This window comes from Fusobacterium perfoetens (assembly GCF_021531595.1).
Lineage (GTDB): Bacteria > Fusobacteriota > Fusobacteriia > Fusobacteriales > Fusobacteriaceae > Fusobacterium_B.
Genome location: NZ_JADYUD010000003.1, coordinates 14,868 through 33,464, shown reverse-complemented (window position 1 = coordinate 33,464; position 18,597 = coordinate 14,868). Strand labels below are relative to the sequence as shown.

Genomic DNA, 18,597 nt, shown 5'->3' with positions numbered 1-18,597 from the left:
TTATTACACTAACCGTGTAAATTAATAATTTTAAGTTACTAATTTACAACAGTTCTTATTTTTTAATTATTTACTTTTTAATTAAACAAGTTTTTTCATTTCATCAGCAACGAATTCTACTTGAGTACCAACTATAACTTGAACATTTGTTTTATTAGGTTTTAAAACACCAGGTACAAGTTTTTTGATTTCAGCATCATTAACTAAAGAGCTGTCTTTTACTTCAAGTCTTAATCTTGTAGTACAGTTATCAACACTTACAATATTTTCTTTTCCACCTAAAAGAAGAAGAAGTGCTGCAGCAAGTTCAGCGTGTGATGCATTTCCAGAAACTGTATTTTCAGCTTCTTCTAAATCAGCCTCTTCTCTACCAGGAGTTTTGATGTTGAATTTAGAAATAGCAAAGCTAAATATTACATAGTATAGAACAAAGAAAATAATTCCAAGAACTATTAACATATATGGTTGATTTGCATTTGGATTACGAAGTGATAAGAAGAAATCAACAAATCCTGCAGAGAATCCAAATCCAGCCATCCAGTTAAATGAAGCAGCAAGGAATACAGCTATACCAGTTAAAACAGCATGAAGAAGATATAATACTGGAGCAACGAACATGAAAGCAAATTCAATAGGTTCAGTAACTCCTGTAAAGAAACTTGCAAATCCAGCAACTAACATGATAGATTTGATTTTAGCTCTGTTTTCAGGTTTAGCAGTTTTAATAAATGCAAAACAAGCTCCTAATAATCCAAACATCATGATTGGGAAGAATCCAGCTTGATCATTCCAACATGGTAAGAACCAGCTACCGCTGCAGGAAGATCTGCATATGCTGCTGCAGGGTCTCCCCAGAATCTTCCAATGTCGTTAATTCCAGCAACATTAAACCAGAATACAGAGTTAAGAGCATGGTGTAATCCAACAGGAATAAGAAGTCTGTTAAAGAATCCATAAACTCCAGCTCCTACAGGTCCTAATTTAGCAATTCCTTCTCCGAAAGTAACAAGTCCACTGTAAATAACAGGCCATATATATAAAAGAATAAAAGATACAACAAGCATTACAACTGATGTAATGATAGGAACAAATCTTTTTCCACTGAAGAAAGCAAGGAATTTAGGAAGTTCTAAGCTATGGAATCTGTTATATAATTCTCCAGCTATAACCCCACAAAGGATTCCAACGAACTGGTTGTTTATTTTTCCAAATGCAGGAGAAACCTGATCAGGAGAAACACCAGTCATTTGTGCAACAGCACCAGCAGAAAGTAAAGTAGTAACTACTTCAAAAGCAACTAACCCAGCAAGAGCAGCAGCTCCATTTTTGTCCTTAGATAGTCCAAAAGCAACACCAACAGCAAATAATATAGGCATATTGTCTATTATAGCAGCTCCTGCTTTAATTAAGAATGCAGCAAGTTGGCTGTTTCCTCCCCAACCAGTAGGGTCAATCCAATATCCAATACCCATTAGAATAGCAGCAGCTGGAAGAACTGCAACTGGAACCATTAAGGCTTTACCAATTTTTTGTAAATAACCAAACATAAAATTTCCTCCTCAAAGTTAAATTATAGAATTTTTATAAATATACTACCTATACTTTATTTTACTTTAAAATAGAAAAAAAGCAAGCATAATTTAGGCACCTTTTATAAAAAATGTACAGAAAGTAGCAGAAAACTATTGTAAAACAACACTTTTTGTTAAATTATTTTTTCAAAAAAATTTTTAAAATTTTTGAAAAAATGAATTTATAATTCATATTTTATTTCATTTTTCCTTCTAAAATTTAAAGGATAATTGAGTTTTAAGAATATTTTTTTTAATTAAATGGGAAAAAGAAACTCCCACAAGTCTTATTTCATTTCTGTATTCAATATTTTCTATAAGATTAACTACGATTTCAAAAAGGTCTGTCTTATTGTCAGTGGGAGTAGAAAGATGTTTAGATCTTGTAATAGAACTAAAATCTTTATATTTTATTTTTATATTAACACATGAACATAAGAAATTTTTTTCTTTAAGTCTTTTGTAACTTTTTTCAAAAACTGCAGTATATTCTCTTTTTAAATCTTCATCTGTTTGGAGAGAAAATCTATATGTATTTTCATTTCCAACAGAAGCTGCTTTTCGCTCTTTTTTTACAGGCCTGTCATCAAGTCCTCTAGAATAATAATATAAAAGAGAACCTCTTGATAATCCAAAAAGAGAAATAAGTTCATGAAGAGAAAAGTTATATATATCTTTAGGTTTAAAAATATTGTTTTTTTCAAGTATAGGAATAAATTTTTTACCAACTCCTGGAATTATACTTATACTTTTATTAGAAATATAAGCTGTGAATTCTTTTGGAGAATTAAATATATAGAATCCATTGGGTTTATTACAGTCACTTGCTATTTTAGCAGTGAGCTTGTTATAACCGATTCCTACAGAACATGTAAGTCCTGTATTTTTAAAAATTCTTTCTTTAAATTTTTTTGCAAAATATTCTTTAGAAGGATAATTTTCTATAATACTTGTAACATCAAGAAATCCTTCATCAAAAGCGATATATTCAACTTTATCAGTTACTTTTTCTACAAGAGTATGAATATGATTAGATTCAGCTGCGTATTTTTTTTGTTACATGGAAGAATAATAAGTGAAGGGCAAAGTCTTTTTGCTTCAGCTGTGCTCATAGCAGAATGTATTCCATATTTTCTAGTAGCATAGCTTGCTGTAGTGACAATGCTTTCTCCTACAACCAAAGGTTTGTTCTTTAAACTTTTATTATCTCTTATTTCTACAGAAGCATAGAAGGCATCCATGTCATAATGAAGAATAACTCTTGGCATTTATTACTCCTTTTTTAAAAATATTTACAGATATATATTATCATAAAAAATAGATAATTAAAAGGTAAGCTTTGGTTTTTTTTAATTATGGTATATACTATAAAGTGGAGAGATAAATTTATCTTTTTGGAGGGTGCTATGAATAATAATATTTTAAGCATTATTAAAAATGTAGAGGATAAGAATGGAAATCTTATCTTCCAAATTTTTGTAACAGATGCAGTTATTCTGCTTATAAAAATTATTTCTTTCATTATTATAATGTATGTAGGTAAATTTTTTGTGAATGCAGTTGATAAATATGTAGATAAAATATCTATAAATAAAATAGATGCAGGGGCAAAACAATTTACAAAATCTTTTGTAAAACTTGGAATATATGGAATATTTTTTCTTTTTGCTATGCTTATGTTTGGATTTAAAGAGCAGTCAATTATAACAATGATAAGTGCTATAAGTTTAGGTATAGGTATTTCTTTAAAAGAATTTCTTTCAAATTTTGCAGGGGGAGTCGTAATTTTATTTTCAAGACCATTTACTGTGGGAAATTTCATAGAGATGAATGATGCAGTTGGAGAAGTAAGTGAAATAGGTGTATTTTCTACATGTATTAATACTCTTGACAGCAGAAAAATAATAATTCCTAATAATGTTGTTATAAGTAAAAATATTACAAATTATGATGCCAATAAATACAGAAGGATACAGCTTACTGTTCCTATTGCATATGAAGCAGATCCAAGAGCTGCTGTATTAGAACTTCAGGATATCACAAAGACATTTAAAGGGATAGAAAATGACAGAATACCTTTTATAAATATAATGTCTTATGGAAGTTCTTCAGTGAATATAGAATATCTTGTATGGACAGAAAATAAAGGATATCATGATTATTATAATGTTCGTGGAGATCTTATGCAATATATTATAAAAAGATTTGCAGAAAAGAATATTGAAATTCCATACAATAAATTGGATGTTCATTTTTATAATTATGATGAAAACAAAGAAAAATAAAAATTGAAGGAAAAAAGAATTGTTTTATGATATAATCTTACTGTTTTTAACAATATATTTTAAAACAGAAAAGAGGGATTTAAAACGATAGACTTAACTAATGGAAATCCAACAAAAAAGATGTTAAAATTTGCTCTTCCTGTGTGTCTTGGAAATATTTTTCAGCTTTTTTACAGTCTTGCTGATACAAGAATAGTAGGAAGTACATTAGGGGAAACTTCTCTTGCAGCAGTGGGAACAACTACTTCCATAAGTACTTTGCTAATAGGGTTTCTCCTTGGGCTTACAAATGGTTTTGCAATAGTAGCAGCTCAAAAATTTGGAGAAAAAAATGAAAATGAAATAAAAAAAACGGTTGCAGGGACAATTTTTCTTGGAATTTTAACAACAGTAATAATTACAGTTATAAGCATATTTTTTCTTGATAATATTTTAAATTTATTAAATGTTTCAGATGCTCTTTATTTACAATCAAAAGCATATATAAAAGTCATTCTTTTTGGAATAACAGTTACAATGCTTTATAATGCTTCTGCAGGAATATTAAGAGCAGTTGGAGATACTGGTGCTCCTTTAATTTTTTTAGTACTATCATGTGTATTAAATATTTTTCTTGATTTTTATTTTATTCTTGTTCTTAGAACAGGAACATCAGGAGCAGCTTGGGCTACAGTAATTTCACAAAGTATTTCTGTTTTCCTTTGCTTTGCTTATATGTGGTTAAAATATCCAATGTTCAGGATAAAAAGAAAAGATTTTAATTTTAAAATAAAATTCTTAAAAAATCTTTATTTTTCTGGAATTTCAATGGCACTTATGATGTCTCTTGTATTTTTCGGAACACTTATACTCCAGACAGCAATAAATACTTTTGGAACAAATACAATAGTTGCTCATACAGCAGCAAGAAAAATTACAGAATTTTTTATGCTTCCTTTCGCAGTTTTGGGAATTACTATGGCTACATACTGTGGGCAAAATAAGGGTGCTGGAAAAAATGAAAGAATAAAAAAAGGAATTATAAGTGCACTTATAATAACTTCAGTTTGGAGTTTAATAGTAATTATTATGAGTTATAGTATAGCTCCAAAACTTATTTATATGGTAACAGGAAGTAAAATACAAGAAATTTTAGATACAGCTGAAAATTATTTAAAATTAAATACAATTTTTTATTTCATTCCAGGTGCAATAAGTGTTTTAAGAAATGCGATGCAAGGAATAGGAGACAGAGTTACTCCTGTTATTTCAAGTTTTCTTGAACTTGCAGGAAAAGCAGCAGTTGTTATTTTTATTGTACCTTATACTAAATATTTTGGAATAATTATTTCAGAACCCATTGTATGGATAATAATGGTAATTCCTCTAATAGTAAGAATAATAAAAAATCCTGTTTTTCAAAAAAATTAAATATAAATAAAAAACAACCTCGTATATAATTAAACGAGGTTGCTTTTATAATATATTTTTTATTATGCTTTTTGTAAGTTATGAGTCAAAAGATTTTTCTTAGCTACAGAAAGCATAAGTTTTATTCTGTTTATTTGATTAACTTCAGAATAAGCAGGATCATAATCTATTGAAACAATATTTGAGTAAGAATATTCTTCTTTTAATTTTTTTATCATTCCTTTTCCAGTTATATGATTAGGAAGACATCCAAAAGGCTGAACACATACGATGTTTGGTACGCCGTGTTCTATAAGTTCTATCATTTCTCCAAGAAGAAACCATCCTTCTCCAGATTGATGTCCTATTGAAATATATTTTGAAGTTTTATCAGCAATATTTCCAATAAAATCTTCTTGTCTAAATCTTTCGCATTTGCTTAAAGCTCTGTTTACAAATCCTGTATAGAATCCTGTTACAGCAAGAGCTGCTTTTTGTTTTAAAGAAGAAAATCTTCCGTGAAATCTTTCCTGAAGAAATTGTTCACTGTAAATACAATAGTTTACGAAACTCATAAGGCTTGAAGTACGAGCTTCTCCTCCTTCACTTTCAATAAAATCAACAAGATGGTTGTTTGCAAAAGGACTGAATTTAACAAGTATTTCTCCTACGACTCCTACTTTTATTTTTTCTTCTTGATTTATAGCTATTTGTGAAAAATCTTTTACTATATTATTTAGATTATTTCTAAACTGTAAAAGTTTTCCATTTCTGATATTTGGTCTTACAAGTTCGTACCATTTATCAAAAATTTTATTTGTCATACCTTTTATTTTTTCATAAGGTCTTGTACGATAAAGTAATTTCATAAGAATATCCCCATATGAAACAGCCATAAGTGTTTTATGAGCAAGCTTCATAGTAATTTTAAATCCTTCTTGTGCTTCATATCCCATTGAGTTAAGAGAAAGCACAGGAACATTTGCAAACCCACTATCTCTTAATGCTTTTTTTAGAAATCCTATATAGTTTGTAGCACGGCAACTTCCTCCAGTTTGAGAAATAAGAACAGCAGTTTTATGTATATCATATTTTCCAGATTTAAGGGCTGAAATTAATTCTCCAATTACAAGAATTGAAGGATAACAAGCATCATTATTTACAAATTGAAGTCCTGCATTTAAAGCTTCTTTTGTTTCTTCTAAAACTTCCAATTTATATCCTTCAGCAGAAAAAGCATCTTTTAGAAGTCCAAAATGGATAGGAGACATCTGAGGTGCAAGAATTGTATATTCTTCTCTCATTTTAGCTGTAAATAAATTTTTTCTGTATTCTATTTTATTTTTAACAATCTTTTTTACAGCTTTCTTTTTATCTTGAAGAGCAGCTAAAAGACTTCTTATTCTTATTCTTACAGCTCCCATATTGCTTACTTCATCAATTTTAAGAAGAGTGTGAACCTTTCCATAATTTGATAATATTTCCTCAACCTGATCAGTTGTAACAGCATCAAGTCCGCAACTGAAACTGTTAAGCTCAACAAGTTCAAGGTTAGGGTGTTTTCCTACAAATGTAGCAGCTCTGTAAAGTCTTGAATGGTAAGTCCACTGATCAATAACTCTAAGTCCATCTTCAAGTGAAGTAAGACTTGCAACAGCATCTCCAGTAAGAACAGCGATTCCAAAAGAATTTATAATATTTGGTATTCCATGGTGAATTTCTTTATCGTTATGGTAAGGTCTTCCACAAAGAACAATTCCTGTTTTTCCTGTTTTTTCAAGCCATTCCATAACCTCTTTTGCTTTATTCTGCATATCTTTTCTGAAATTATATCTCTCTTCCCAAGCTGCATCAACAGCATCTTGAGCTTCTTTTTTATCAACTCCATATTTTTGGAATTCTTCATAAACTGTTTTATAAAGAACTTCTTTGCTTGCCATTGAGAAGAATGGAATCATCATATCAATATGTTTTTCTTTAAGGATATCAAGATTATTTTTTATAACTTCAGGATAAGAAATTACAATTGGGCAGTTGAACTGATTTTGAGCTTTCTTATCTTCTTTTTCCTCAAAAATAACACAAGGATAAAAAATGGTTTTTACTCCTTTTTCAATCAGATTAATAATGTGTCCATGAACCATTTTAGCAGGATAACAAATAGAATCTGATGAAATAGTATCAATTCCTTTTTCATAAATTTTCTTTGATGAATCATCAGAAATTATGACTCTGAATCCTAATTTTGTAAGCAAAGTAAACCAGAATGGATAAGAATCATAAATATTAAGAACTCTAGGTATTCCTATTTCTCCTCTTACAGCTTTTGAAGGTTCAAGAGGCTGGTAGTTAAAAAGTCTGTTATATTTATATTCAAACATATTAGGGGCAGAATCTTTTTTTCCTTTTCCAAGAGGTTTTTCACATCTGTTTCCTGAAATAAATCTTTCTCCATTTTGAAACTTATGAATAGTTAAAAGACAGTTATTTCCACAAATACCACATCTTGTAAGATTTGTAGCAGCAGAAAAACTATACAAGTCTTTTTCAGTTAAAATTGAAGACTTTTCAAGAGAATGTTCTTCAGCATATTCTTTTGAAATCAGAGCAGCTCCAAAAGCTCCCATAAGCCCAGCTATATTAGGTCTTATTGCTTCTCTTTCTGAAATTAACTCAAAGGCACGAAGAACACAGTTGTTAAGGAAAGTTCCTCCCTGTACTACAATTTTATTTCCGAATTCTTCTTTGTTTTTCATTTTAATAACTTTGAATAAAGTATTTTTTACAACAGAATAAGAAAGACCAGCAGAAATATCTCCTACATCTGCTCCATCTTTCTGAGCTTGTTTAACTTTTGAATTCATAAATACAGTACATCTTGTACCTAAGTCTGAAGGTGCTTTTGCTTTCATTCCAAGCTCTGCAAATTCTTGTATTTTCATTCCTAAACTTCCTGCAAAAGTTTCAAGAAATGATCCGCATCCTGATGAGCAAGCTTCATTTAAAAGAATAGATGTTATTACACCATCTTTTATTTTTAAACATTTCATGTCTTGACCTCCAATATCAAGAATGAAATCAACATCAGGAGAGAAAAATTTTGCACCTTTATAGTGTGCCATTGTTTCAACAATTCCTACATCTACATTAAGAGCAGCTTTAATAAGATTTTCTCCATATCCAGTGACACAAGAACTTCTAATTGTAATTTTATCTGAAAGTTTTGAATAAAGAACTTTCAAGTTTGAAATAATGTTATCAAGTGGATTTCCTTTGTTGTGCGAATAATGAGAATAAAGAATTTCATTATTTTCAGAAACAAGTACAAGTTTTATTGTTGTAGAACCTGCATCTATTCCAAGATAAGCATTTCCTTCATAACTTTCAATATCTTTTGATTCAACAGTCTCTTTTTCATGTCTTTCCATAAAGTCTTTAAGCTCTTTTTCATTTTCAAAAAGAGGAGGCAGACTTGTTGTTTCTGGAAGCCCTTGGTTGTTAAGAATTTTTATTTTATTTTTTAATTCTTCAAAAGATAATTCTTTTGTATTTTCTTTTGAGAGAATACAAGCTCCTTGAGCGACAAAAAGCTGAGAATCTTTAGGAAATATAATGTTTTCAGGAGTAAGTTTAAGTGTTTCTATAAATCTCTTTCTAAGTTCACTTAAAAAGAAAAGAGGCCCTCCCAAAAAGGCAACTTTTCCTGTTATTTTTTTACCACATGCTAGACCTGTAATGGTTTGATTTACAACAGCCTGAAAAACAGAAACTGCTATATTTTCTTTTCTTACTCCTTCGTTTATAAGTGGCTGAATATCTGTTTTAGCAAAAACTCCACATCTTGAAGCTATTGGATAAATTGTATCATACCCTTTTGCTAATTCATTAAGTCCCGCAGCATCAGTATCAAGAAGAGAAGCAATTTGATCTACAAAAGCTCCTGTTCCCCCTGCACAGCTTCCATTCATTCTTTGTTCCATATCATTTTTAAGATATGTTATTTTTGCATCTTCTCCACCAAGCTCAATAGCAACATCAGTTTCAGGAATAATAGTTTCAATTGCTTTTATACAAGCAATTACCTCCTGAACAAAATCTACATCAATCCATTTTGATACTCCAAGCCCTCCGGAACCAGTGATGCTTACTTTAAAACTAATATCAGTTCCATAAGTTTTTTCAATGTAAGCAAAAAAATCTTCAAAAAGGTCTTTTGAAGTTTCTCTTACATTAGAAAAATGCCTTTGGTAAACTGAATAAACAACATTGTTTTCTTCGTCAAGGCAGACGATTTTTACAGTAGTTGAACCTACATCAGTTCCCACAAATAATTTTTTCATTTTGGCAGTTCTCCTTGTATAAATTTTATTTAATTGTATTTTTTAAAATTACAAAAATAAAATTTATCAAATAAGGAGAATCCGTTCTTTATATCTTTGCAGAATAGAACATACAGCAGCTATTTCTCCTGCATTTCTTTCTGATAATCTGATTACTTTTTTAAAAAATGTATACTCTTCTACTTTTTTGACAAAACTTGGAAGAGTATCTCTTCCCATAAAAATTTCAAAAACACCAGTTCTTGAAATTCTCATAGAAATATAATTTTCTGATCCATTTGATCTTTCAAAGAAAATAGCACTTTCTTTTTCAGCTTTCAGAGGAATATTTACTCTGCTGTTATTTATATTTAAGCTTTGCATGAAAACAATAAATACAAACGAAATAATAAAAGGTATTATATAAAGTGATACTTTATTATTTTTTTTCAGCATAATTATCCCTCCTTTTTCAGAAAATTTTTAAGTTTGTTATATCTTTATATATTAAAGATATAAGACTTTTTAAGTTAACTAAATTATACTTCAATTAATAAAAAAAATCAAAAAAACATATGTAATTCATAATTAAAATTTTAAAATGTATAAAAATTAAAAAAGAAGTATAAATTTTTGACATTAAACTTATTTAGATTTTTTATTTAACAGTTTTAAAATTTGCCTATTTTTTAAAAATTATATATAATTAAAATGACACTGAATTGAACTGGACATAGGAGGATTGTATGAAGATAGGTATTCCAAAAGAAATAAGAAATAATGAGAACAGGGTTGGGTTAACTGCTGCAGGAGTAGGGCAGCTTGTTCTTGATGGGAATGAAGTCTATGTACAAAAAGGAGCCGGACTTGGTGCAGGAGTCTTAGATGAAGATTATATTTCAAGTGGTGCAAAAATGGTTGACACTGCTGAGGAAGTTTTTGAAGAAGCTACTCTTATTATAAAAGTTGAAAAATTTCAAAAAGAAGAAAGAAAATTTATAAAACCTCATCACATTTTATATTCTTATCTGCACCTTGCAGCAGATAAAGAAACTACTTTAGATCTTGTTGAATCTGGAGCAACATGTATTGCATATGAAACTATAGTTCTTGATGATGGTTCTATCCCTCTTCTTACACCAATGTCTGAAGTAGCAGGAAGAATGGCTGTACAGGTTGGAAGCTTTTATTTACAGAAGAACACTGGGGGAAAAGGAATTGTACTTGGAGGAGTTCCTGGAGTTGAAAGAGGAAAAGTTGTAGTTTTAGGTGCTGGAGTGGCAGGTCAAAGTGCTATAAAAGCAGCAGTTGGTCTTGGTGCAGAAGTTATTGCCATTGACATAGATGTAAGCAAACTTAGATATTTAGATGATACATATAGAAGTCAGGTTACTACCCTTTATTCTACACCTAGAAACATTGAAAAAGCAGTAGAAAAAGCAGACCTTCTTATTGGGACTGTTCTTATTCCTGGAGGGAAAACACCATGCCTTGTTACTAAAAAATATATTGCAAATATGCAAAAGGGAAGTGTAATTGTTGATGTGGCAATAGACCAAGGAGGTTGCTTTGAAACTTCAAAAGTTACATCACATGAAAAACCTACTTATATAGTAAATGGTGTTCTTCATTATTGTGTAGGGAATATGCCAGGAGCTTATCCTATAACAGCAACTATTGCTCTTGAAAATGCAACTTTAAAATATGCAAGAGCTATTGCAAATATGGGACTTAGAGATGCCTGCGGTACTTATCCTGAACTTCTTAGAGGAATAAATATTATGAATGGAAGAGTTACATGCAGAAAAGTAGCAGACAGTTTAGCTCTTGATTATGTAGGAGTAGGATTCTAAAGAATAGATAAAAGGCAGATTTTATATCTGCCTTTTGTATTTAAAAAATAAAAAATTATTTCCCAAAAAAAGAGAATAGGGTATAATATGAATATGTATAATTATTTTACAAAAATAAGTACTTTAATTTGTTGTTCATATTTTGAAAGGGGATAAGAATGCTAACAAGTAAATCTATAGAACTATTAAAATTCTTATTGGATAAAAAAGATAAAATATTATTGAAAGAAGCTGCTGAGCATTTTAATCTCAGTGAAAGAAGTATAAGATATGAAATAGAAAAAATAAAAGAAGAAACAGAAACTGAAAATTTTAAAGTTATTCTTAATAAAGGTGAATGCTGGATTGAAAATTATGAATTTCTTGAAAACTTTTTAAAAAATAATAGTGGTTATGTTCCTTCTCCTAAAGAAAGAGAATTGTATATACTTTTAAAAATATGTTTTGAAAGAGAAATAAATCAGACTATAATTTCTGATGAACTGGAAATAAGTAAAAGTACTGTAAAAACTCATCTTCGTGACATAAGAAAGATTTTAGAGGTATATAATTTAGAGCTTGATCTTCTTCCTAAAAAGGGGCTTATTATAAAAGGAGATGAAGAACAGTTACGCCAATGCACTTTAAAGGCTGTATATCTTTCTAAAAAACAGAAAAGTAAATTTTTAGATGATATTATTTTTGGTTATTTGAAAAATATTGATAAAGAAGGTTTAAAACTTTTTATAAATTATTGCCAGAAACTGATGAATAAGATAATTTCAGATGAAGCTTATGGAATTATTTTGAGATATCTTACAATGGTAATTTATTTTAATAAAAAAGGTTATGTTATAAAATCTATTAAAAATGAAAACTTTTTAAAGGGAACTAAGGAATATGAATCTGTACAGAAATCAAAAGCCCTTCTTGAAGGATACTATGAAACTGAATTTTCTGAAGCAGAATATTTGAAAATAACAGATTACTTTTTAGGAAGTCATACATATAATATTTCATATTCATATTATGAAAATTGGGTAGAGATAGAAATAATTGTAAGAAATTTCATTGAAAAAGTAAATAAAGAATTAGATGTTGATATTTCAAATGATGAAACTCTTATTTTAGGGCTTGTGAATCATATAAAACCTACTATTTATAGAATAAAAAATGGAATAGAACTTGAAAACACAATTTATGAAGAGGTAGCTGAAAGTTATCCAAAACTTTTCTCTCTTGTTAAAAGCAGTGTGGGAGAATTAGAAAAATTTATAAATAATAAATTTACTAATGATGAGATTGCATTTATAACAATTCATTTTAAAGCAGCTATAGACAGAAATGTTAAAAAGAAAAGAGAAAAAATAAAAGTCTTAATTGTGTGTGGTTCTGGGTACGGAAGCTCAAGACTTCTTGCACAGCAAATAAAAGATATTTACAGAGTGGAAATCATAGATACAATTCCAAGATATCTTTTAGAAAAAGTTAATAAAAGGACAGATATAGATGTAATATTAACAACTGTTCCTATTGAAAATTTTAAAACAGACAGACAAATAATAAAAGTCAGTCCTCTTTTAACAAAAGAAGATCTTTTAAAATTAGACAGTTATCCGATTCCAAGAGATAGTAAAAAAATATTATTTTCTGAACTTATAGATGTTATTGAAAAAAATACAGGTGAAAAAGTTTCAGATAAATTAAAAATAGGATTGAAAAATTTTCTTGATACGAGATTAATAGATGATATTTTTCACAAAAAAATTACAATTTTTGACCTGTTATCAGAGCAGAGAATTAAGTTAAAAGGAAAAGCAAAGAATTGGAAAGAAGCTATAAGTGAAGCAGGAGAGCTTCTTTTAAAAGATGAATGTATAGAACCTGACTATATTGAGGATATGATTAAGGTAGTTGAAGAATTTGGAAGCTATATTCTGTTAGTTCCTAATGTAATTTTTCCTCATGCTAAAGCTAGAACTAAAGTAAAAAAGACTGCATTTTCAATAGTTATGTATGATGAAAAAATAGATTTTATAGATGGAGAAAAGATAGATATGGTAATATCTTTCTGTTCAAAAGATGAAAGAGAACATCTTGATGGGTTGATAAATATAATAGATAAGATTGAAGAAAATAATCTTAAAGAAAAATTAATGAAGATAAAAAATCCAAAAGAAGTAATAAAATACTTCACAAATTAAAAAAGAGAGATTGACACCTCTCTTTTTTTTGTGAATTAAATAGAATCTTTCGTTTTTTTTATAAATGAAATATAATAAAATTGAACAAAAATAATGGAGATGATAAAAATGTTAAAAAAAGTTTTAGAAAACAAAATTAACATAGTTGATAATGTAAAAGACTGGGAAGATGCCATAAGAACAGCAGCTAAACCTTTATTAGCTGATATGTCAATTACAAATCATTATGTAGAAGCAATGATAAACAATGTGAAGAAATTTGGTACATATATAGTGGTTGCTCCAAAGGTAGCAATGCCACACTCAAGACCCGAAGATGGTGTTAATAAAAATTGTCTTGCTCTTCTAAAAATAAATGAAGGAGTATTTTTTGGAGATGAAACAGATGAAGATGAAAAAGTATATTTTATATTTGTTCTTGGAGCAGTTGACAATGGATCACATATAGAAACTTTGACACAGCTTATGGATATAATAGATGATGAAGATAAAATAGATGCTATGGTAAAAGCTGAATCAATAAATGAAATTATGGAGTTAATTTAATTAAAATAAAATAATATAACAGAATTTTTTAAGGAGGAAATCAAATGATAAAAATTTTAACAGTATGTGGAAATGGAATAGGAAGTAGCTTAATGTGTGCTATGAAAATTGAAGAAATTTGTAAAGAAGAGGGAATTCAAGCTGAAGTAGCTTCTTCAGATTTTAACTCTGTAGCAGGAAAAGGAGCAGATCTTATTGTTACAGTAAAACAACTTGCAGATCAATTAAAAGATTATAATGTTGCTGAAATAAGAAGCTACACTAATAAAAAGAAAATAAAAGAAGATGTACTAGACAGAATTAAAGAGTTAGTAAAATAAAATTAAATTAAAAAAATTGTTTTAACTTTAAGGAGGAGAAAATTATGAACTTTTTAAAAATAATTGCTAATGATATTTTAACAAGCCCTGCTTTCTTAATGGGACTTATATCACTTTTTGGACTTTTAGCTCTGAAAAAACCTTTTAACAAACTTATAACAGGAACATTAAAACCTATTTTAGGTTATATAATGTTAGGGGCTGGAGCAAGTTTTATCGTATCAAACCTTGATCCACTTGGAAAAATGATTGAAAATGGATTTGGAATAACTGGAGTTGTGCCAAATAACGAAGCTATAACTTCAATAGCTCAAAATCTTTTAGGTAAAGAAACAATGTTTATTCTTGTAACAGGACTTGTAATTAATATAATAATTGCAAGAGTAACTAAATTTAAATATATCTTTTTAACAGGACACCATAGCTTCTTTATGGCTTGTATGTTCTCAGCAGTTTTATCTACTTCTGGATTAAAAGGTGGAATGTTAATACTTGTAGGAGGATTCTTACTTGGAGCATGGTCAGCAATATCTCCTAGTATCGGTCAAAAATATACAGATTTAGTAACAGATGATGATGGAATTGCTATGGGACACTTTGGTTCTTTAGGATATTATCTATCAGCTTTCATTGGATCAAAAGTTGGAAATAAAGAAGACAGTACAGAAGATATTGTTATTCCTGAAAAAGTAAACTTCTTAAGAGACAGTACAATTTCTACAGCAATAACTATGATTGTATTCTATATGATAGCAGCACTTGCAGCAGGTCCTGAATATGTTCAAACTAACTTATCAAATGGAACTAACTATATTGTTTTTGCACTTACATCAGCTTTAAGTTTCGCTGTTGGAGTTACAATAGTTTACAATGGTGTTAGAATGATTCTTTCAGAACTTATTCCTGCATTCCAAGGTGTTTCTCAAAAACTTATTCCTAATGCAATCCCTGCAGTTGACTGTGCAGTATTCTTTACATATGCACCAAATGCAGTACTTATCGGATTTATTTCTTCATTCATTGGTGGAGTAATAGGAATGGTAATTCTTGGAGCAGCTGGAGCAGTTTTAATTATTCCTGGACTTGTACCTCACTTCTTCTGTGGAGCAACAGCAGGAATTTATGGAAATGCTACAGGAGGAAAAAGAGGAGCTATAATAGGAGCATTTATAAATGGACTTTTACTTGCTTTCCTTCCAGCAGCACTTCTTCCAGTACTTGGAAGTATTGGATTCCAAAATACAACATTTGGAGATTTTGACTTCGCAGTTCTTGGAATATTAATAGGTAAAACAGTTGAAAATATTGGAGAAATAGGAATATATGCAATAATTGCAGTCCTTCTTGTAGTTTTAATTGTTCCTAACTTTATAAAAACAAAATCTCATGTTATAAATGCTAAGGATGAATATTAATTTCTGAATTAACAGAAAGGATAAATTATGAAAAAAATACTTTGTGTAGGGCATTCGGCATATGATATAACTTATCTTTTACCTAATTTCCCTATAGAAAATAGAAAATATAAAGCTGAAGATAGAATAATGGTAAGTGGCGGTCCTGCTGGGAACGCTTCTTACCTGTTAGGAAAATATGGAGAACAAGTTTCATATATTACAACTCTTGGAAATGATGTCTATGGTCGTGAAATTTTACATGACCTTAATGAAATAGGAGTAGACACTAAAAATATAGTTATAAGAGATGAATTTGTAACTCCATGCAGCATTATAATTGCAAATGGAAGCAATGGTTCAAGAACAATTATAAACTATAGAGAAGAAAGAAAAGTTGACGGAGTAGAATTTCAATATGAAAATAAACCTGAGATAATTCTTTTTGATGGGCATGAATTAGAACTTGCAATGCAAGCTGTTGAAAGATTCCCTGAAGCAATAAAAGTTCTTGATGCAGGAACATATAAAGAGGGAACAAGGGTTCTTGGGGCAATTGTTGATTACCTTGTATGTTCTGAAGATTTTGCAAGAGATTATTGTGGCTTAGAAAAAATAGAAGAAAAAGATTTTGAATATGTTCTAAAGAAATTAAAAGAACTTAATAAAAACACAGTAATAGTTACACTGGGTGAAAGAGGCTCTATAATGGAAAAAGATGGAAAAGTAGAAAGATTCAAAGCTTTTAAAGCAAAAGCTGTGGATACTACTGGAGCTGGAGATATATTCCATGGAGCGTTTGTATATGGATTAAGTAATAATTTTTCTATTGAAAAAAATATAGAATTTGCTTCTGCTTGCGCTTCTCTTTCTGTAGAAAAACTTGGAGGAAGAAATTCAATCCCTGAAATTAAAGATGTTTTAGAAAGAATAAAAAGAGGTTAATAAAGATGAGAAAATATGATTTTAAAGAATTAGGTCTGGAAAATACTAGAGAAATGTTTAAAAGAGCAAATGAAAGTGGATATTCAGTTCCAGCATTTAACTTTTGTAATATGGAACAACTTCAAGCAATCCTTGCAGCTTGTGTAGAAGCAGAAAGTGATGTAATTCTTCAAATTTCAGCAAGTGCAAGAAAATATATAGGAAAAGAAACACTTCCTTTAATGATTAAAGGAGCTATAAACGAAATAAGAGAACAAGGATCAAAAATATCAGTAGCTCTTAACCTTGATCACGGAAAAGAAATTGACATGATAAAAGATTGTCTTGATTATGGATTCTCTTCAGTTATGATAGATGCTTCAAAATATGACTTTGAAAAAAATATAGAAATTACAAAATCAGTAGTAGAAATGGCAAAAGAATATGGAGCTTCTGTTGAAGGAGAAATTGGAGTAATCAGTGGAACAGAGGATGAACATACTTCAGATGACAGTCTTTTCACAAAACCTCATGAAGCAGTTGAATTTATAGAAAGAACAGGAGTAGATTCTTTAGCAATAGCAATAGGAACAGCTCATGGAGCTCATAAATTTAAACCAGGAGAAGATCCTAAATTAAGACTTGATATCCTAGAAGCTATAAAAGAAAAAATAGGAAACTTCCCAATAGTACTTCACGGATCTTCATCAGTTCCTCAAGACTATGTAAAAAGATTCAGAGAATTTGGAGGAGAAATAAAAGATGCTATAGGAATTCCTGATGAAGAATTAAGAAAAGCTTCAAAATCAACTGTTACAAAAATAAATGTAGACACAGATGGAAGACTTGTTTTTGTAAGTAGCATGAGAAAAACTCTTGCTGAGAATCCAAAAGAAATGGATTTGAAAAAAATTCTTGAATATCCTAGAGAAGAAATGAAAGAATTTTATAAGAAAAAAATAAATTCTGTTTTTAAAACAAAGTAATAATTGTATAGAATTTATTATACTACCAAAAAGGATTAATTTCTGTAAAATGCAGAAATTAATCCTTTTGTCATTATACTTATTTTTTTCTTCCATCTCTTGTAATAGTTACAATCTGCCAAGGAATAAATTTTCCACTGGCTTTTAATGCTTCTGTACAAGCTCTTTCAATACCATTACAGCAAGGTACTTCCATTTTTACAACAGTTAAAGATTTTATATCATTTAATCTTAAAATTTCTGTTAATTTTTCTGTGTAGTCAACAGAATCTAATTTTGGGCATCCTATAAGAGTTATGTGATTTTTTATAAACTCATTATGGAAATTTCCATAGGCAAAGGCTGTGCAATCAGCAGCTATTAAAAGATTAGCTCCTTGAAAAAATTCAGCATTAACTGGAACTAGTTTTATTTGAACAGGCCATTGACTAAGTTTACTTTTTAAAAAATTACTTGTATAAAATTCATCTTGTATATTATCTTCAGAATTATTTTTAAAAACTTCAATTTTATGTCCCATACAAGAAGGTTTTAAGTTACTGTTAGATTTAGCCATAACAGCTTTTTCATCATATGGAAGTGCTTCTCTCTCTTCAAAAGTTATTGCTCCAGTATGACAGCTTGGAAGACAATCTCCAAGTCCATCACAATAATCATCTCTTAAAAGTTTAGCTTTTCCATTAATAATTTCTATTGCTCCTTCATGGCAAGCTTTTACACAAGCTCCACAGCCATCACATTTTTTTTCATCTATTTTTATAATTTTTCTTATCATAATATTCCTCCTTGAACTTTAATTTAAGAATATTATAAATAAAAAAGAAATA

General features: G+C 29.4%; 13 protein-coding genes and 2 pseudogenes. 9 read left to right on the top strand and 6 right to left on the bottom strand.

All coding sequences use genetic code 11. From position 1 onward, the window contains the following. Window positions 1-81: 81 nt before the first annotated feature. From nagE to I6E17_RS09965, 3 genes and pseudogenes are all read right to left on the bottom strand, one after another. Window positions 82-1,547, bottom strand: a pseudogene (gene nagE, locus I6E17_RS02245) (N-acetylglucosamine-specific PTS transporter subunit IIBC). A 237-nt stretch (window positions 1,548-1,784) separates the two neighbouring features. Then, window positions 1,785-2,216, bottom strand: coding sequence for a hypothetical protein (locus I6E17_RS09970; protein WP_235235465.1), 432 nt, complete (start codon window positions 2,214-2,216; stop codon window positions 1,785-1,787). Between the two features lie 234 nt (window positions 2,217-2,450). Then, window positions 2,451-2,812, bottom strand: a pseudogene (locus tag I6E17_RS09965) (DNA polymerase IV); the annotation flags it as partial. A gap of 165 nt (window positions 2,813-2,977) precedes the next feature. Between I6E17_RS09965 and I6E17_RS02230 the strand changes: the two are divergent. Next, on the top strand, window positions 2,978-3,856 hold the full coding sequence (locus I6E17_RS02230; RefSeq protein ID WP_235235239.1) for a mechanosensitive ion channel family protein: 879 nt from the start codon (window positions 2,978-2,980) through the stop codon (window positions 3,854-3,856). Between the two features lie 120 nt (window positions 3,857-3,976). Continuing rightward, entirely contained in the window at window positions 3,977-5,266 is a 1,290-nt protein-coding gene (locus I6E17_RS02225; protein WP_235235237.1) for an MATE family efflux transporter, read from the top strand. Between the two features lie 62 nt (window positions 5,267-5,328). Here I6E17_RS02225 and I6E17_RS02220 read toward each other — a convergent pair whose 3' ends face one another. Both I6E17_RS02220 and I6E17_RS02215 read right to left on the bottom strand, forming a co-directional pair. Beyond that, complete coding sequence (locus I6E17_RS02220) at window positions 5,329-9,585, bottom strand: 2-hydroxyacyl-CoA dehydratase (protein ID WP_235235235.1); 4,257 nt, start codon at window positions 9,583-9,585, stop codon at window positions 5,329-5,331. Between the two features lie 66 nt (window positions 9,586-9,651). Continuing rightward, a complete protein-coding gene (locus I6E17_RS02215) occupies window positions 9,652-10,020 on the bottom strand; it encodes a hypothetical protein (RefSeq protein WP_235235232.1) in 369 nt (122 codons plus the stop codon). Between the two features lie 290 nt (window positions 10,021-10,310). On the opposite strand from I6E17_RS02215, the gene ald reads away from it, so the two are divergent. From ald to I6E17_RS02180, 7 genes are all read left to right on the top strand, one after another. Then, window positions 10,311-11,417, top strand: coding sequence for an alanine dehydrogenase (ald, locus tag I6E17_RS02210; protein WP_235235230.1), 1,107 nt, complete (start codon window positions 10,311-10,313; stop codon window positions 11,415-11,417). 158 nt (window positions 11,418-11,575) lie between these two features. After that, the gene (locus I6E17_RS02205; protein ID WP_235235228.1) at window positions 11,576-13,600 is read left to right on the top strand and encodes a BglG family transcription antiterminator; all 2,025 of its coding nucleotides are present in this window, start codon (window positions 11,576-11,578) and stop codon (window positions 13,598-13,600) included. A gap of 108 nt (window positions 13,601-13,708) precedes the next feature. Further along, window positions 13,709-14,146 (top strand): PTS sugar transporter subunit IIA, encoded by a 438-nt coding sequence (locus I6E17_RS02200; RefSeq protein WP_235235225.1) that lies wholly within the window; start codon window positions 13,709-13,711, stop codon window positions 14,144-14,146. Between the two features lie 44 nt (window positions 14,147-14,190). Next, on the top strand, window positions 14,191-14,466 hold the full coding sequence (locus I6E17_RS02195; protein ID WP_235235223.1) for a PTS sugar transporter subunit IIB: 276 nt from the start codon (window positions 14,191-14,193) through the stop codon (window positions 14,464-14,466). A gap of 44 nt (window positions 14,467-14,510) precedes the next feature. Continuing rightward, window positions 14,511-15,881 carry a PTS ascorbate transporter subunit IIC gene (locus tag I6E17_RS02190; RefSeq protein WP_235235222.1) on the top strand — a complete coding sequence of 457 codons (1,371 nt, stop codon included), beginning with the start codon at window positions 14,511-14,513 and terminating at the stop codon, window positions 15,879-15,881. Between the two features lie 27 nt (window positions 15,882-15,908). Then, window positions 15,909-16,805 carry a carbohydrate kinase family protein gene (locus tag I6E17_RS02185; RefSeq protein WP_235235221.1) on the top strand — a complete coding sequence of 299 codons (897 nt, stop codon included), beginning with the start codon at window positions 15,909-15,911 and terminating at the stop codon, window positions 16,803-16,805. A 5-nt stretch (window positions 16,806-16,810) separates the two neighbouring features. Beyond that, a complete protein-coding gene (locus I6E17_RS02180) occupies window positions 16,811-17,770 on the top strand; it encodes a ketose-bisphosphate aldolase (RefSeq protein ID WP_235235220.1) in 960 nt (319 codons plus the stop codon). Between the two features lie 79 nt (window positions 17,771-17,849). On the opposite strand, the gene I6E17_RS02175 is transcribed toward I6E17_RS02180, so the two are convergent. After that, window positions 17,850-18,545, bottom strand: coding sequence for an ATP-binding protein (locus I6E17_RS02175; RefSeq protein ID WP_235235219.1), 696 nt, complete (start codon window positions 18,543-18,545; stop codon window positions 17,850-17,852). Between the last annotated feature and the right edge of the window lie 52 nt (window positions 18,546-18,597).

Excerpts from the sequence above, each read along its gene's own strand:
- I6E17_RS02200 (WP_235235225.1), top strand. The coding sequence starts at position 13,709 with ATGTTAAAAAAAGTTTTAGAAAACAAAATTAACATAGTTGATAATGTA.
- I6E17_RS02225 (WP_235235237.1), top strand. The coding sequence starts at position 3,977 with ATGTTAAAATTTGCTCTTCCTGTGTGTCTTGGAAATATTTTTCAGCTT.
- I6E17_RS02185 (WP_235235221.1), top strand. The coding sequence starts at position 15,909 with ATGAAAAAAATACTTTGTGTAGGGCATTCGGCATATGATATAACTTAT.
- I6E17_RS02190 (WP_235235222.1), top strand. The coding sequence starts at position 14,511 with ATGAACTTTTTAAAAATAATTGCTAATGATATTTTAACAAGCCCTGCT.
- ald (WP_235235230.1), top strand. The coding sequence starts at position 10,311 with ATGAAGATAGGTATTCCAAAAGAAATAAGAAATAATGAGAACAGGGTT.
- I6E17_RS02220 (WP_235235235.1), bottom strand. The coding sequence starts at position 9,585 with ATGAAAAAATTATTTGTGGGAACTGATGTAGGTTCAACTACTGTAAAA.
- I6E17_RS02180 (WP_235235220.1), top strand. The coding sequence starts at position 16,811 with ATGAGAAAATATGATTTTAAAGAATTAGGTCTGGAAAATACTAGAGAA.
- I6E17_RS02195 (WP_235235223.1), top strand. The coding sequence starts at position 14,191 with ATGATAAAAATTTTAACAGTATGTGGAAATGGAATAGGAAGTAGCTTA.
- I6E17_RS02230 (WP_235235239.1), top strand. The coding sequence starts at position 2,978 with ATGAATAATAATATTTTAAGCATTATTAAAAATGTAGAGGATAAGAAT.
- I6E17_RS02215 (WP_235235232.1), bottom strand. The coding sequence starts at position 10,020 with ATGCTGAAAAAAAATAATAAAGTATCACTTTATATAATACCTTTTATT.
- I6E17_RS02205 (WP_235235228.1), top strand. The coding sequence starts at position 11,576 with ATGCTAACAAGTAAATCTATAGAACTATTAAAATTCTTATTGGATAAA.
- I6E17_RS02175 (WP_235235219.1), bottom strand. The coding sequence starts at position 18,545 with ATGATAAGAAAAATTATAAAAATAGATGAAAAAAAATGTGATGGCTGT.